The organism is Pseudomonas sp. D(2018) (assembly GCF_005502555.1).
GTDB lineage: Bacteria > Pseudomonadota > Gammaproteobacteria > Pseudomonadales > Pseudomonadaceae > Metapseudomonas > Metapseudomonas resinovorans.
On the sequence record NZ_SCOK01000060.1, the window covers coordinates 1 to 14,270 of the forward strand.

Below are 14,270 nucleotides of genomic sequence, written 5' to 3' on the forward strand. Positions count from 1 at the left end.
GCCCCGTTCGCCCCGCATCCCCGTGCGAACAGCCACCGCCAACACGGTGGTGGATGCCCCGCTCATCTCGACACCTTCCCTATCGTCCTCGGAGAAAAGCCCTCTCCGGGGCGCACCTCCGGACTCTGCAACGGAGGTCTATCCCATGCTCACATGCCTCGCCCGTCTCGACGCCCAAGCAGAACCCGGCTCTGCATCGGTCCTCGCGTACGAGAACCGCATCATCGCGCAAGCCATTGCCATTCTGGAGCGCCGACTATTCGTCGACGGCCCCCAACTGTCGAGCCCGGAGGTCACCAGCGACTACCTGCGCCTGAGACTGATGCCGGAGCCCAGCGAAGTGTTCGTCGCCGTCTTTCTGACGGCCAAGCATCAGGTCATCGCCTGTGAAACGCTGTTCAGAGGCACCATCGATGCCGCTCAGATCCATCCCCGTGTGGTGGTTCAGCGGGCGCTGTTCCATAACGCCTCGGCCCTGATCGTCTCGCATCAACACCCCTCGGGCTGCTCAGAACCCTCATCCTCGGATGAGCGCCTGACCCAGCGCCTGAAAAGTGCACTGGAGTGCGTGGACGTGCGCCTTCTGGATCACTTCATCATCGGCAAAGGTCAGCCGTTCTCGTTCGCGGACAATGCCCTGCTGTAGTCCTTCGTTGCCGTGCAACGCTTCCTCCCTCACCCACCTAGAGCCGGCCGCCCACATGGACGCACCGGCTCGCGATTAAATCGGCGCGCCGCGATGCCCGTTTGTTTGTCGTCGCGACCCCGGCCTGCGAGCCAACTGTCCGCACAGTCCACCTCAGGGTCGATCGACATGCCAGCCAAGCATCCCTGCCGGCTCCCATTGCGCCAGTATCCACGTGCCGCAGCGCTGTGCGCCGCGTTGCTCGCGCCCTTGGCGCAGGCCGCTGAGATCCTGGTCGTCACCGATAGGCAGCACCCGGTGCAAATCGACGGCAATGCTCGGCTGATCGAGCTGGATCAACCCGCACGTATTGAAGCCGAGCTGGGCGCCCATTTACCTGCTGATCCCTCGCGCAGCGCCGCCCGGGTGCAACAGCGCTTGAACAGCGGCGGCGTCGCCCTGCAACAACGTCTCGGCGCAGCCTATCAGGGGCTAGTCGATGCCTGGAGCCTCGGCGTGACAACGATTCCGGCGGTGATCGTGGATCACCGTTATGTGGTTTATGGCGAGCCGGACGTCGCCAAGGCGGTTGCGCTCATCGAAGCGCACCGGAGGACACAACCATGATGCGCTCTTCCCGCCTGCGCGCCGGCATCGCCACCCTCTTGCTGACGACCGGGGCACCGTCGTTCGCCCTCACCACGGCGACCATAGCCGCCTCGACGCTCTCGCCGGACTGCCTGGCATACCGCGTGGTCGGCATCTGCTTCTGGCTGCGCTGCACCAGTTTCGGCTGCTCAGTGCAAACCTCGGTCAAGGTGCGCCACTTCGTGCCGGATGCGGTGGTGTCCAGCTACGCCAGCACTGGCGCCAATCCGTGGCTGGAGGTACGGCCGATGAGCCTGCCCAATACCACGGCGCCGGCCGGCGGCGACGGCACGACCAACCATGGCCATGAAAACAACCTGGCCAAGTTCAAGAACGCCGACGTGATCGGCCATCCCGGCGGCTATGTGTTCAGCCAGTTCGCCTCAGGTTTCGGCTACAGCTGTGAAGGAGCAGGCAGCGCCTTCATGCCCTACCTGTTGAGCACCCTCGACACCCTCGCGTGGCGCTACACCATCCCTGAAATGGCTTATCCGGAAGCACTGACGCCCGGCGAGCGCGAGATCGGCACCCGCACCGGCGGCAACCTCTGGGGCAACGTCTACCCACGTGGTGGGCTCCTGCACCAGAGCGATGACTACCGGGCAGGCGCCGTGGTGGCCCAGCGCGCCGGCGATATCGTCACCCGCCGCGGCCAACTCCACGTCTACCAGCCACTGCTCGCGAACGCCAAGGACGGCTACTGGCCAGCCGGCGCGCTGGTCGAAAGCGACCCGCAGACAGGTAAGTGGCAAGAGCTGACGCCGACGCTCTCCCGCACCTGCGCGGTCTTCCCTCACTCCGACGCCCGCGTACAGGCGCAGCAGGGTGATTACGCCTGGGCGCTGTGGCGGCCCTACAGCTGCTGCAAACGCGAAGGCCAGGTGTTCCTTGGCAGCGTCGATTTCGACTGAGGCCAGCCATGGCGATCCGTTCCGCTTCCTCACCCACTGGTACCCTGCGCCTCGCCCTGCTGGCTGCCTTGGTATTGGCCTGCGCCAGTGCGTCGGCCCAGACCAGCGTCAACCAGTACGGCGTGCAACACCAAGGCTCCGTGATCGGTGACGACGTGCTGTATTCGATCGGCGGCGGTCGCGCCGTGTCGATGACGCCCGCGTCCGCCATGCGTTCGATGGGCGTTGGTGTCGGCTGGAACAGCAACCTGACCTGCGGCGACATGTCGATTTCCACCACCATCCAGAACCAGCTGAACGGCTTGACCAACGGCTTTCAGACCATCATGTCGTCGGTCATTCAGAACGCCACCGCCGCGGTCGCCTCCTTGCCGGCGCTGATCATCCAGCGGGCGGACCCCGGGCTCTACAACCTGCTCACCAATGGTGTACTGCAAGCCCGCCTGGACTTCGACCGCTCCAAGCTGACCTGCCGCGCCATGGCCGAGAAGATGGCCGACGTGGCCGGCGGTCAGGTGGGCTGGAGCCAGCTCGCCGACGGCATGGTGCTCACGCAAGCGGTCGCCAGCACCGACGCCATATTCGCCATCGAGCAGACCGAAACGAGCCGCGGCAACGACGGCGTGACCTGGGTCGGTGGCGCCAATGCCGGCGGCTCGGGGCAGAACCCGATTCGCGTCATCAGTGACGTGACCCGTGCCGGCTACAACCTGGTCAACGGGCGCGATGTCGAGGACTCCAGCGCGATCGATCCTGTCCAGTGTGGCGGAAACCTGACCTGCCAGACCTGGAGTTCGCCGGCGGCGGCCGCGGCCTGGGCCGTGCGGGTGCTGGGCGAGCAGGAGCAGCGCACCTGCGAAACCTGCAGCAAAACCGTGACCACGCCTGGCGTGGGTCTCACCCCGCTGATCCAGGAGGAATACGAAACCAAGCTCGCAGCGCTGCAGGCGCTGATCAGCGGCAGCCGCCCCCTGAGCCTCGAAAACCTGCAGGCGGCCGGCAGTACCGCCCTGCCCATCACCCGCGGCGTGATCGAGGCGCTGCGCGACGAGCCCGACCAAGACATTCTGGCGCGGCGCCTCGCCTCGGAAATCGCGCTGTCCAGCGTGCTCGAAAAAGCCCTGCTGCTGCAGCGCACGCTGCTGACCGGGCGTAAAGAGCCCAACGTCGCAGCTAATGAATTGGCGCAGAAAGCGGTTTCACAGGAAAGCGACCTACTCGACCGTGAGATCCACAACCTGAAAACCGAACTGGAACTGCGCCGCGAACTGGCCAGCAATTCGCCCAGCGCCATCATCCAGCGGCACAGCGCACGCTCCGCCGGTTCTCGCGCCATCTACGAGGGCGACCCGGTTCCCGACCGGCTCGATCAGCTGCAGCGCCCAGCCCAGACCGGAGGCACCCCGTGAGTGGGCTGCGGCTGCGCCGTGCAGGCCTGGTGCTGCTGGGCGCCCTCCTCGTCCTGCTGGCCGCCGTCGCCGCTAATGTCGTCGGCCTCCACTTGGCCGGCGGCATCGAGGGTTGGCAAGCCTGGCTGACGGCGCACAGCAACCACTTCTTGGCCTGGCGGCTGTTGCTCTATGCCAGCACGGCCTGTGGCTGGCTCTGGATGCGCCGCCGCGTGCTGGCCCGCGAGCCAGACGCCGGCACTCGGCGGCGCCTGCTGCGGGCCGAAATGGCCGCTGTCGTGGCGGTGGCCGCAGTGGAGATCAGCCCGCTCCTGCAGGCGGGATGACGGGGGGCTGCGATGACGCTCTACACCACCGATTACCTGGAGTACTACCTGACCCTGGTGAGCTGGATCGTTCACAACGGCATCTGGGCCGTGCTGATCGCCAGCGGCGCCTTCGCCATCCCGTTCCTGGCCATCGTGCTCCAAGAGTGGCTCAAGGCCTGCGCCGAAGGTGCCGACGAAGGCAACAAGGGCGCGCTGTCGGCCGTGCGCATCGAGAACCGCATCTTCGTCGCCATCGTGGTCATCCTGTTTGCGGGTATGCCGTTTATCGACGTGGATTTCAACACCCTCCAGTTCGATCGCGCCCGTTCGGTGCAATGCCAGGTGAACGTGCCGCTGCCCTCGGCCACCGGCTGGTCGCAGTCCTTCAGCACCCTCAACAACCAGTCGGCCAAGGTACCGGTGTGGTGGGCCTTCATGCACACCGCCTCGCGCGCGCTGACCGGCGCGGCGGTGGCGGCGATCCCCTGCGGCACTGACCTGCGGCAGATGCGCATGGAGGTCGACGCCACGCGCATCGCCGACCCGGTGCTGGCCCAGGAGGTGAGCGACTTCACCCATGACTGCTACGGACCGGCACGGGCCAAGCTCTTCATGAATCGCCCGGTGCTGAATGAGGAAGAGATGTACAACGTGACCTGGATCGGTTCGCGTTTCTTCCTCGACACGGCGGGCTACTACGGCACCTATCGCGCCAAGACACCCCGTGAGGGTTGGCCTTACGACAGCAGCCGAGATGCGGGACTCGCGCAGGTGCCCAGCGGCGCGGGTTATCCGACCTGTCGGCAGTGGTGGTCCGACAGCAACGGCTTGCGCGCGCGACTATTAGACCAGGTCGATCCCAATCTGCTGAGCCGAATCGGCGGCTGGGCCAGCTTCCTGTCGCAGGAGCAGGTCAACGACTCGGTGATTCGCGCCATCGCCTCGCCCAGGCAACAGAAGCTCAATCAAGGTGCGGTTTACAGCGACTACGGCGGCCAGATCGAGATGACCGTTCCCAATGTCGCCACCCGCGCGGTCAGTGACGTCGGCCTGACCATTGGCTCCATTGCGTTTTTCCCGGCGATGGATGCGATGCGGCAGGCCCTGCCGATGGTGCTGGCCTTGCTCAAGATGGCACTAGTGGTCTGCATCCCGTTGGTGCTGGTGATCGGCACCTACGATCTCAAAACCGTGGTCACGATCAGCATCGTGCAGTTCGCGCTGTTCTTCGTCGACTTCTGGTTCCAACTCGCGCGTTGGATCGACTCGACCATCCTGGATGCCCTCTATGGATGGGGCTGGGGATGGAATCGTCCGCATGCGAACTTCGATCCGCTGATCGGGCTCAACAACACGTTTGGAGACATGATCATCAACTTTGTGATGGCGACGATGTTTATCGTGTTGCCCACGTTTTGGGTAGCAGCCTTGGGCTGGGCTGGCGTGCAAGCAGGCAATCTCGCTCAGTTGATGGTCAATGCATCAGATGGAGCGAAATCGGGCGGAGGCAAAGCGGCTAACAAGGTCGTTTAGTCATCGTCAGGGTTGCCTGGGTCAATGCGCGTATCACCTCGATAGAGGCCATACCCGGACAATCCCATGCGCCATTCCGGTTCGTCCTCGTCAGAGAGTTTACGACCGGCAAGAGAAGCCGCAACCAGCGCGAATACAAGCAACAGGGCTAGCCAGAACATGGCGTACAGCAGCACGCCCAGCACGGCCAACTTAACGCCCCACAGCAGCCCCGTCGCCGCGCCTGCGGACAGGCCGCGCGCCACCAGCCAGCCGTCGACCTGATGTTCGCGACGAACGAAGCCCCGCCACATCCCGCCGATCCGACGGCCGAAGCGTTCTGCGTTGCTGATGCGAGCTTTCGTGTCCATCGTCGTCACCTGCTGTATGTGTTGGATGGCTACCCCGGTTTGCTCCAATCCTGGTGGCTCACATTCACCAATGCGCTCCAGTCATCGGGCGGATTGCCTCGCCCCAGCATCTTCTCGAACACCGCATAGGGATCAGATTTGCTACCTGCCGACCGCAGGGTCTGCTCGTCGTTGACCCAGGCGAACACGATCACCTTCGTCCTGGAGTCGTAGCGAAAGAACAGGCGGAATCGCCGCCCGATCTTCGCTCGCCGCCAGTGACGGTACGCCGGCCCCAGGGTGTTGCCCTGGCGGAACTCGTCGCGCGAGGGATCGCTCGGCACGACGTCCATGATCAACTGGCTCAGCGCCCGGAACAACTTGACGTTGGCATTGGCCTCGAACCCTTGCGGGTCGCTCCGTTCGGCCCGCCCCGCGGCCGCCTGCAGCTTGCGCAACTGCTCGATCACACCCTCGTGAAACAGCAACGTCCAGCCATGCCGCTGCATCACAGCGCCACGTCGCCTTCGATATCCTCATCGAGATTCACCGCCCGGCCCGCGTTCGCCAGCATAGCCCGCGCAAGATCCTCCGGCAGCGCCTGGACATGCCGGCCGGCCCGGATGTCCGCTTCCAGCAGCCCCAGGAAGGCCCCGATCGCCGGGTCTTCGTGTTCAGCGTCGGCGCGAGTCACGATGACCGCCCCGTCGCGCAGGTCGAAAGCCACCTTGCCACCGGCGTCCACGCCCAGGACCTGACGGATAGGCTTAGGCAGGGTGATCTGACCCTTGGAGGTCAGGGTGGCGACTTCATGGATGCCAGGCATGGCGGTTCTCCCAATTACGACACCCACAGAGTAAGGAACATTCCTTACCCCGTCAATCTGGTTGGACATGGCGGCTCCGGCCGGTGGCGAAGGGGGCATCATAGGTCCGACACCGCTGGCCTTCCGCCCACAACTCGGTTCCGGCGCCCCCGCATTGATGGTGGCCGAGTCGCCGCTTTTGCCCTACATCCGGAGGCATTCGTAAACGCCAAAGGGGGCGGAAGGGGTAAGGGAACGGAGCCAAGGGGAAAGGCCCTACCCGAAAAGGCCAAAAGGCTCTCCCGCCACCCCATCACAGGGACTCGCCATGCTCTCGCTGTTCCAGCGCAACAGGGGTTCACCGACCATCGGCGCGCCGCCGGCTCCCGCCATCGATCCCGCCCAGGGCCTGACGCAGCCACAGTCGGCGTCCTCGCTGCTGGCCACACCTCGCCGGCAACGCCTGCTGGAACACATCTGGCAGCGCACTTCGCTCTCACGCCAGCAGTTCGCTTCACTCTACCTAGCGCCGCTGGAACGCTACGCCGAACTGGTCCAACATCTTCCCGCCTCCGAGAGCCATCACCACGCCTACCCCGGCGGCATGCTGGACCATGGCCTGGAGATCGTCGCGTATGCGCTCAAGCTGCGGCAGTCCTATCTGCTGCCTACCGGCATCACACCCGAAGATCAGGTCACCCAGGCGGAAGCCTGGACCGCCGCCACTGCCTACGCTGCGCTGCTGCATGACCTCGGCAAGATCGCCGTCGACCTGCATGTCGAGTACGGTGACGGTAGCCGCTGGCACCCCTGGCACGGCCCACTGACCCACCCGTACCGCTTCCGCTACCGCCAAGACCGCGAATACCGCCTGCACAGCGCAGCAACCGGCCTGCTCTACCGGCAGATGCTCGATGACAAGATTCTCGACTGGCTCAGCCAGTATCCCGCGCTTTGGTCCGCCCTGCTGTATGTCTTGGCCGGCCAGTACGAGCATGCCGGCGTCCTCGGTGAGTTGGTGACTCAGGCCGACCGCGCCTCGGTTGCCCAGGCCCTGGGCGGTGATCCAGCACGTGCCATGGCGGCGCCCAAGCATGCCCTGCAGCGCAAGCTGCTCGAAGGCCTGCGCTACCTCTTGAAAGAGGAACTGAAGCTCAACCAGCCAGGGGCTTCGGACGGTTGGCTGACCCAGGATGCGCTGTGGTTGGTCAGCAAAACGGTGTCCGACAAGCTACGCGCCCATCTGCTGGCCCAGGGCATCGATGGCATCCCCGCCAACAACACCACCGTGTTCAATGCGCTGCAGGATCACGGCATGCTCCAACCCACCGCGGATGGAAAAGCCATCTGGCGGGCGACCGTCACGAGCGCAGCCGGCTGGTCGCATACGTTCACACTGCTGCGGCTGGCCCCGACCTTGATTTGGGAGGAAGAGGATCGACCGGCGCCATTCACCGGCACCGTAGCGGTGGAGCTGGAGTCCAACCATGACGCCACTTCGCCACTCCCCACCGAAACCAACAGCGCCTCACTGGTCGCTGCTGCACCTGCTCTGCCTGCCAACCCGGCTGTAGATAGCGTCGATGCCTTTTTAGCATTGCTCGGCCCCTTCAATACCGAGTCGACCTCGCAGGCGCCGGCGGCTAAACCATCAACAGCAATCACCCGCGATGAGCCGTCCGCGCCTGCCTATGAGGACGATTCAACACCACCACCCTCCCCCGCGCTGCCGACCACCTCGAACAGCGAACGTTCGCAGGAACTACCTTCCGGAGAACACTTCATGGCCTGGCTGCAGCAGCGCATCCAGAACCGCAAGCTCATCATCAATGACACCAAGGCCCTGATACATACCGTGGCTGACACCGCTTTTCTGGTCAGCCCGGGCGTGTTCCAGCGCTACGCACAAGAACACCCGCAAACGGCCGCGCTCGCCAAGGGGGATCAGGTCGCCGACTGGCAGTGGGTGCAAAAACGCTTTGAAAAGCTGCAACTGCACCGCAGGCAAGTCAACGGTCTGAACATCTGGACGTGTGAGGTAACGGGACCGCGAAAGACACGGAGGTTGCATGGCTATCTACTGAAAGCACCTGGTTGTTTGTTTACTGAATCTCCGCCGAACAACCCCTATCTATTCCTGATAAGTAGCTGGTCCGAATAATACATGGGCACCAGAGTTCACACATTTGCTGGAGGTAGCGAATGACAGGGGCGTCGTATTGGGCGAGCACATGGAAAGCCGCGTGGTTCTTGAAATTGACGGATCTCGCCGGTACGCCGGTCAATGATCGGCACCGTCTGGCCGGCATAGTCGACAAACAATATCTCACCGACTCGGTGCTCCTGACGCATCACGACGTCCGCCTGGCCGGCCCAGGCTCGGAAATGCTCGCAGAACCGAGGTTACTGGACCTCTTTGCTTCAAAAAAGAGGTCGATGGAAGTGAATAAATCCTGCGTGGCTGTCTGCCGGGGAAGTGTCCGGATGCTCGCCGAACGGGTGTCCGGATTAGCGTGGAATCCGCATCTAGACCGACCTGAAAGATTGATACCAGGGCGCCAGCAACCCGTTCCCGTGGATGTTCGAAATCATGGACCTGAAGAAAGAGAAGAACTTCTTCGAGACTCGCGCCCGACTGCCGCAAGCAGCAGGAAATTGCTTACAGACCAGTTCCTTTTCTGGCTCGCAGCCTCGGCAAGAGGAAATAACGCTGCCGGTTGCAGCCCTACCCGGAACTGTCAGCCCAGTACATCGCCGACTTCATTGCGCGCACATCCAAATAGCGACGCCCGATACGGACCGCCGAGCGCGTGCTGCTCTTTGGAGGAACACGCCATGCGTTATCGCATCTTCGGCAACATCGGACTTCGATGTCTCGTCATTCGCCCTCTCTCGGAACGCCAGTAGGACTGGGAGATGGCTCAAACCAATACGAAGCACAACTTTAGTCAAAGTACGAATGTCGCCTTTGGGTTGCTAGCGCCCCATTGACCGACGTCCGCTTTTGGCTGCGAATCCTTGCGCCCATTTGATGAGTGCGGCCGGCCTAAAGGGCGCGCAATCAACCTACTGGCAGATGGCACATATTATCCAGGCGAGCTGCTTGCCAGGCGCCTCGCCTCGCCTCGCCTCGCCTCGCCTCGCCATCGAGGGTGCGCATGGTTTTCGCCAGGTACAGCGACACTGCATTCGGTGCCCAATTTCCGGCCGGTTCAAGCAGGCGCCGGCGCACGAAGCGATAGTCCCGGAGCGGAGCATTCAGTGCCTGCGCAATGCCGCCGTCGCGCTCGGCCAGTTCGGAGAAGCGTTGCTCGATGTCAGTATCCAGTGCAGTAAGCGCCTGCTCGTCGAGAATCCAGATATCGCCCCCGAAGTTCGGGAAGGAGGCCATCTGGTATGACAGCAGCATCCGTCCGATATTGTGGCTGAGCACATGCAGCCCGCTTTGCGCCTGCGCCACCTCGGGCGCAGCGTCGTAGCGTTCGGATAGCGATTTTTCCAGGTGAACATGTGCCTCTATGAGGCCCGGCAACCAGCGTGCGTAGGCGGGCCATACCGAACGCGAGTCTGCGACGCTCTGCGGCAAGTGCTTGAGGTCGGCAACCGCATCGTCGAGCCGGCGGACTTGTTCGGAGAGCGAGGCATCGTCGGCTTGCCCGGACAACTCGCGCAGCCGATTTAGGTTTTGGTTAAAGGACTCGAGGTTCTCGGTCTCGTAGGGAATGCCGTTGAGGTTGTAGTAGAGAAGCAGGTTGACCGTCGCCATCGTCGCCATCGTGCTCATCTCCTGAAGCGCCTGACGGTCCGGTGCCCCCAGCGCCTCGCCCCTAGCGCAAGCCAGCAGCATCAGTATCAGCAAGTAGTTCAGCAAACGGCTTTTATCGTTGTTGTCGCGTTTCAAGACACCCTTCCTTCACAAACTATGTCGGTACCTACCCCATGATCGACGACTCAAATCCTTACTCAGGCTTGAAGGCAATATCGTCGAGCTACCCTGGGTATTAGCTGAAATCCCCATCGGTCAATACCGACCAATCGCGCCACTCTTCAATCTCCCGAGCCACTGCCGCAAGCTTTCCTGTCACCACTTGCAGGGCGTCGGAACCTGCTAGATAGCGCAATGGTGGATTTTCTTCAGCAGCCAACCGAACCAGAACCGCTCCCAGCTTAGCCGGGTCGCCTTTCTGCCGATGGTTATTGGCCTCCGACGAAGCCTTGATCTTCCTGCTGAACTCGGCGTAGTCCTCCAGCCTCTTTCCCCCCAAGACAGCCGAGGTGCCGTCGAGGAAATCGGTGCGGAACGCCCCCGGCTCGACGATAGTGACGCGGATGGCGAACTGCGCCACCTCCTGCGCGAGCGCTTCGGAGAAGCCCTCCACGGCAAACTTCGCCGAGCAGTACAACGCGGCGCCGCCCAAGCCAGCCATGCCGGCGATCGACGAGATATTGAAGATGTGCCCGGCCCGCTGCCGACGCATCACCGGCAACACAGCGCGGCACACGTGGAATATGCCGAAGACGTTGGTTGCGAACTGCCGCCCGGCCGCCTCTTCGTCGTTCTCCTCGAACGGTCCCAACTGACCGTAGCCGGCGTTGTTCACCACCACATCAACACGCCCGAAATGCCGCACCGCCTCCTCAACCACCGCAGCAGCTTGGCCTTCGTCAGTCACGTCTAGTTGCAGCGGCAGCACACGGCCTCCGTAGGGTGCGTACAGCACCTCGAGTCGGGCGAGATCGCGCCCCGTCGCCACTACATTGGCGCCGGCCTCCAGCGCCGCCTTGGCGATTTCTGCGCCGATGCCACGGGAAGCACCCGTGACGAACCATGTCTTGTTCATTGTTGTTCTCCAGGTTCGGTGGACTACGCAACCTGCCGTCACCCACTTCGTACTGGCAGTACGCTTACAAATTATATGAACAAATTTTTTATTTATGTTCAAATAGTATTCACAAAAATCTGATGCAACAGTCGATGCCACCGCCTTGCAACCCACCCTGAGGAGTACGCCGTGCTGATCGATATCCATGCCCACCTCGTGACGAAGGGAATGCTGAACCGCGATGAGTTTTGGGGCCCGTTCATGAAAACCACCGGCTTCACCGTCGGGCACTTCTCCCTCGGCACTAAGCAGCCGTCCAAGGCACGGAACGACGCAGAGGCCGAGGCCAACCTGCTGGCCCGCATGACCCATGCGAGCCGCCGCCAACTGATGGCCGAGCGCGGCGTAGACAAACTAGTGGTTTCCGCGCCTTCGCACGCCTTCATGTACTGGGCCGGAGAGTTCGGAACCCAATACGCACGCATCTGCAACGATGAGATGTCCGCCTATTGTCGCCAGGACCCGGAGCACTTCGACTTCTGGTGCCATGCCAACCTGGCCCAGCCGGATGCGGCGGTGCGGGAAATTGAACGCGCCGTTACCCAACTGGGCGCCAAGGGCGTCTGCGTCGGCGGCACTAACTTCAACGGCATCGAGACCCATGACGAACGCCTGTTCCCGGTCTGGGAGAAGATCGAGCAACTGGACGTGCCGATCATGGTGCACGGCTTCAACCAGTCCATTTACTGGGGCGAGAAGCACACCGACGACAAGTTCGAGACCACGTCGATCATTGGCGACTGCGTCGACGAAACGCTGTTTTTCTGGTACCTGATCTGCGGCGGTGCGCTGGACGCATTCCCCAATCTCAAGGCTTACATCACCCATGCCGGAGGCATGGCGGTATTCCAGCTCGGCCGACTATGCGAATTGAACAACGCCATGGCGCCGGACGCGCGCAACCGAAGGCCGTTGATGGAGTACCTGCCGAACTTCTACTTTGATCTCGATGTACATGCGCCCGGCTTACGCCGCGGCGTAGTCGAAGTGGTCGGAGTGGACCGCCTGGTTTATGGGACAAACTTCGGTGGTGCTTATGCGCATGGCGATCTCACCGCGAACCTGGATCTGTCCGATGAAGACCGGGAGAAGATTCGCAGCGGCAATACCATCCAACTGCTCAAACTTGATGTACCTGGCGCAAACTGATTCCGACCAGTAAAAGCTGCGGCCCGCGATGTTGCGGGCCACGCTTCCTCAGGCATCGAGGCGCTGAATCGCCAGCTTCTGCTCAATCACGGTAAGCGAACGGGCATCACACCTTGCCGGCGGGTACCCAGTTATGCGGCAGCAGCTCGGTCAGGGCGCTGGCCTTCTGCGTCGGCAGGCGCATGAGCACGTCCTTCAGGTAGGCGTACGGATCGTGTCCGCTCAGGCGGGCTGACTGGATCAGCGTCATCAAGGCTGCGCCACGCTGGCCACTGCGTAGCGAGCCGGCAAGTCGAGTCAGCCGAAGGGAATCTCACCCCTCGGCTGCTCACAGAACCGTACGTGACAGTCTCCCGTCATACGGCTCTTGATCACACATTCGATGCACGTAGTAGATACCAATGCACGAACAACTCCGGGTTCCCTTTTCGGACAAGGCGCAGCCGATGCTCCGCTTGACGCGTCGAGATTCGGTACTTGCTCTTCATCCACTTGAGGAGGCGCGATTGCAGCGCACTCCACAACCTGTAGCTGAAGTTCCGATACCAGAATTTACCGTAGTATTCGATCCACCCTCGGATCACGGCATTGTACCTGCGGGAAAAATCCCTCAGGTCATCCGCCGTGGATCGATGGATGCGCCAGTGTTTGATCGTCTTTACTATCCTGCGCATAGCCTTCATCGACGCCCCCGGCATGCACTTGCGAAAGAGTTCCCCCTTGGAATTCCTGAGGGTTCGCACCTTGAAGTCATACCCGAGAAAGGTGAAGCTCGTGGCGACATTGTGCCGCTCGAATATGTCGATGTAGACAACCTTCGACTTTTCTTCGTTGATGGTCAGACCCACTTCACTCATTCGTTGAGTCAGGCTCTCCCTGATTCGAACAGCCTCGCTCATCCTTGAGCAGTGAATGACAATATCGTCGGCATACCGTTCAAACGGCACGCCGCGATGCGTCCTATCCATCCACCGATCAAAGGCGTAATGCAGGAATAGATTGGCCAACAAGGGTGAGATCACACCTCCTTGAGGTGTTCCTCGCCCCCGTTCCTGGAGCAATCCCGCTTCACTCTGCATCGGCGCTTGCAGCCAGCGTTTACAGTACAAGATCACCCACGCTGGCATCTCATGATGCTGTAGCGCTTTGATGATCAGGTCATGCCGGACATGGTCGAAAAACGCACTGATGTCCACCTCCAGTACCCAGTTCTTTCGACGGCACCGAATGGTGGCGGGAAATACGACCCTGAGCACAGCCGGTTCCAGATGCGGTAAAGGTTGCCGGCCCGATGGGGAATGGCGATCTGGATGGCCATGTCGGCCGCACTCGGGGTAGCCGGCAGGCTCGGAACGAGAGGAATCGGAATAAAACTGGAGGGTACAGCGGGCAGCTGTGCCTGCTGGCGGCGAATCCACTTGTGCACGAGATTGGCGTTGAGGCCGTGGCTCAAGGCCACGCCGGCAACCGAGGCACCGGGCTGGGTGCACTCATCGACGACCTGGGCCTTGAAGGATTTGGGATAGGAGCGGCGTTGGCCTGGCACGGGAGATCCTCCGCAAGGGGCTGAAATGGTGTCCACCAAAAACAGGTGGACACCATGCCGCTAGCTGGAAGAACCGGGGAGGTGTGTTGGCCAGACGCTTACCAATCACGGTTCGGAGAGGTCT

At 62.2% G+C, this 14,270-nt stretch carries 15 protein-coding genes and 2 pseudogenes; 9 read left to right on the top strand and 8 right to left on the bottom strand.

What is annotated here, in order from left to right; all coding sequences use genetic code 11:
- Nucleotides 1-145: 145 nt before the first annotated feature.
- The 6 genes from radC to FFS60_RS24930 all read left to right on the top strand — a co-directional run bounded on the left by radC (nt 146) and on the right by FFS60_RS24930 (nt 5,434).
- Nucleotides 146-646, top strand: coding sequence for a DNA repair protein RadC (gene radC, locus FFS60_RS24905; protein ID WP_137823476.1), 501 nt, complete (start codon nt 146-148; stop codon nt 644-646).
- Nucleotides 647-814: 168 nt separating this feature from the next.
- Nucleotides 815-1,252, top strand: coding sequence for a TIGR03757 family integrating conjugative element protein (locus FFS60_RS24910; RefSeq protein WP_137823477.1), 438 nt, complete (start codon nt 815-817; stop codon nt 1,250-1,252).
- Nucleotides 1,249-2,184: a TIGR03756 family integrating conjugative element protein gene (locus FFS60_RS24915; protein ID WP_137823478.1), complete on the top strand. Its 936-nt coding sequence runs from the start codon at nt 1,249-1,251 to the stop codon at nt 2,182-2,184. Before FFS60_RS24910 ends, FFS60_RS24915 begins: the two co-directional genes overlap by 4 nt.
- 8 nt (nt 2,185-2,192) lie before the next feature.
- Nucleotides 2,193-3,593, top strand: coding sequence for an integrating conjugative element protein (locus FFS60_RS24920; protein ID WP_137823479.1), 1,401 nt, complete (start codon nt 2,193-2,195; stop codon nt 3,591-3,593).
- Entirely contained in the window at nt 3,590-3,919 is a 330-nt protein-coding gene (locus FFS60_RS24925; protein ID WP_137823480.1) for a hypothetical protein, read from the top strand. The genes FFS60_RS24920 and FFS60_RS24925 overlap by 4 nt, the downstream gene beginning before the upstream one ends.
- A gap of 12 nt (nt 3,920-3,931) precedes the next feature.
- A complete protein-coding gene (locus tag FFS60_RS24930; RefSeq protein WP_137823481.1) occupies nt 3,932-5,434 on the top strand; it encodes a conjugal transfer protein TraG N-terminal domain-containing protein in 1,503 nt (500 codons plus the stop codon).
- On the opposite strand, the gene FFS60_RS24935 is transcribed toward FFS60_RS24930, so the two are convergent.
- From FFS60_RS24935 to FFS60_RS24945, 3 genes are read right to left on the bottom strand one after another with little or no spacing between them, the layout of a single operon-like run.
- The gene (locus FFS60_RS24935; protein WP_137823482.1) at nt 5,431-5,784 is read right to left on the bottom strand and encodes a DUF3742 family protein; all 354 of its coding nucleotides are present in this window, start codon (nt 5,782-5,784) and stop codon (nt 5,431-5,433) included. The two genes, FFS60_RS24930 and FFS60_RS24935, sit on opposite strands and share 4 nt — an antisense overlap.
- Nucleotides 5,785-5,813: 29 nt before the next feature.
- The gene (locus tag FFS60_RS24940) at nt 5,814-6,272 is read right to left on the bottom strand and encodes a type II toxin-antitoxin system YhaV family toxin (RefSeq protein WP_137823483.1); all 459 of its coding nucleotides are present in this window, start codon (nt 6,270-6,272) and stop codon (nt 5,814-5,816) included.
- Entirely contained in the window at nt 6,272-6,589 is a 318-nt protein-coding gene (locus FFS60_RS24945; protein WP_137823499.1) for a type II toxin-antitoxin system PrlF family antitoxin, read from the bottom strand. The genes FFS60_RS24940 and FFS60_RS24945 overlap by 1 nt, the downstream gene beginning before the upstream one ends.
- Nucleotides 6,590-6,896: 307 nt before the next feature.
- Here FFS60_RS24945 and mobH point away from each other — a divergent pair, with 307 nt between their 5' ends.
- Both mobH and FFS60_RS29120 read left to right on the top strand, forming a co-directional pair.
- A complete protein-coding gene (gene mobH, locus FFS60_RS24950; RefSeq protein ID WP_137823484.1) occupies nt 6,897-8,729 on the top strand; it encodes a MobH family relaxase in 1,833 nt (610 codons plus the stop codon).
- A 387-nt stretch (nt 8,730-9,116) separates the two neighbouring features.
- Nucleotides 9,117-9,221 (top strand): annotated as a pseudogene (locus FFS60_RS29120) (hypothetical protein); the annotation flags it as partial.
- 408 nt (nt 9,222-9,629) lie between these two features.
- On the opposite strand, the gene FFS60_RS24955 reads toward FFS60_RS29120, so the two are convergent.
- Together FFS60_RS24955 and FFS60_RS24960 are read right to left on the bottom strand one after the other, a co-directional pair.
- On the bottom strand, nt 9,630-10,469 hold the full coding sequence (locus FFS60_RS24955) for a hypothetical protein (protein WP_256658144.1): 840 nt from the start codon (nt 10,467-10,469) through the stop codon (nt 9,630-9,632).
- Nucleotides 10,470-10,569: 100 nt separating this feature from the next.
- Nucleotides 10,570-11,409, bottom strand: coding sequence for an oxidoreductase (locus FFS60_RS24960; RefSeq protein ID WP_137823485.1), 840 nt, complete (start codon nt 11,407-11,409; stop codon nt 10,570-10,572).
- A 171-nt stretch (nt 11,410-11,580) separates the two neighbouring features.
- On the opposite strand from FFS60_RS24960, the gene FFS60_RS24965 reads away from it, so the two are divergent.
- Complete coding sequence (locus FFS60_RS24965; RefSeq protein ID WP_137823486.1) at nt 11,581-12,600, top strand: amidohydrolase family protein; 1,020 nt, start codon at nt 11,581-11,583, stop codon at nt 12,598-12,600.
- 106 nt (nt 12,601-12,706) lie between these two features.
- Here the strand turns inward: FFS60_RS24965 and FFS60_RS24970 are convergent.
- The 3 genes and pseudogenes from FFS60_RS24970 to FFS60_RS29125 form a co-directional block, all read right to left on the bottom strand.
- Nucleotides 12,707-12,889: pseudogene (locus FFS60_RS24970) on the bottom strand (transposase domain-containing protein); the annotation flags it as partial.
- Between the two features lie 82 nt (nt 12,890-12,971).
- On the bottom strand, nt 12,972-13,796 hold the full coding sequence (locus tag FFS60_RS24975; RefSeq protein WP_218570615.1) for a reverse transcriptase domain-containing protein: 825 nt from the start codon (nt 13,794-13,796) through the stop codon (nt 12,972-12,974).
- Complete coding sequence (locus FFS60_RS29125; protein WP_256658145.1) at nt 13,754-14,146, bottom strand: transposase; 393 nt, start codon at nt 14,144-14,146, stop codon at nt 13,754-13,756. The genes FFS60_RS24975 and FFS60_RS29125 overlap by 43 nt, the downstream gene beginning before the upstream one ends.
- Nucleotides 14,147-14,270: the final 124 nt, after the last annotated feature.

Excerpts from the sequence above, each read along its gene's own strand:
- radC (WP_137823476.1), top strand. The coding sequence starts at position 146 with ATGCTCACATGCCTCGCCCGTCTCGACGCCCAAGCAGAACCCGGCTCT.
- FFS60_RS24910 (WP_137823477.1), top strand. The coding sequence starts at position 815 with ATGCCAGCCAAGCATCCCTGCCGGCTCCCATTGCGCCAGTATCCACGT.
- FFS60_RS24915 (WP_137823478.1), top strand. The coding sequence starts at position 1,249 with ATGATGCGCTCTTCCCGCCTGCGCGCCGGCATCGCCACCCTCTTGCTG.
- FFS60_RS24920 (WP_137823479.1), top strand. The coding sequence starts at position 2,193 with ATGGCGATCCGTTCCGCTTCCTCACCCACTGGTACCCTGCGCCTCGCC.
- FFS60_RS24930 (WP_137823481.1), top strand. The coding sequence starts at position 3,932 with ATGACGCTCTACACCACCGATTACCTGGAGTACTACCTGACCCTGGTG.
- FFS60_RS24935 (WP_137823482.1), bottom strand. The coding sequence starts at position 5,784 with ATGGACACGAAAGCTCGCATCAGCAACGCAGAACGCTTCGGCCGTCGG.
- FFS60_RS24940 (WP_137823483.1), bottom strand. The coding sequence starts at position 6,272 with ATGCAGCGGCATGGCTGGACGTTGCTGTTTCACGAGGGTGTGATCGAG.
- FFS60_RS24945 (WP_137823499.1), bottom strand. The coding sequence starts at position 6,589 with ATGCCTGGCATCCATGAAGTCGCCACCCTGACCTCCAAGGGTCAGATC.
- mobH (WP_137823484.1), top strand. The coding sequence starts at position 6,897 with ATGCTCTCGCTGTTCCAGCGCAACAGGGGTTCACCGACCATCGGCGCG.
- FFS60_RS24960 (WP_137823485.1), bottom strand. The coding sequence starts at position 11,409 with ATGAACAAGACATGGTTCGTCACGGGTGCTTCCCGTGGCATCGGCGCA.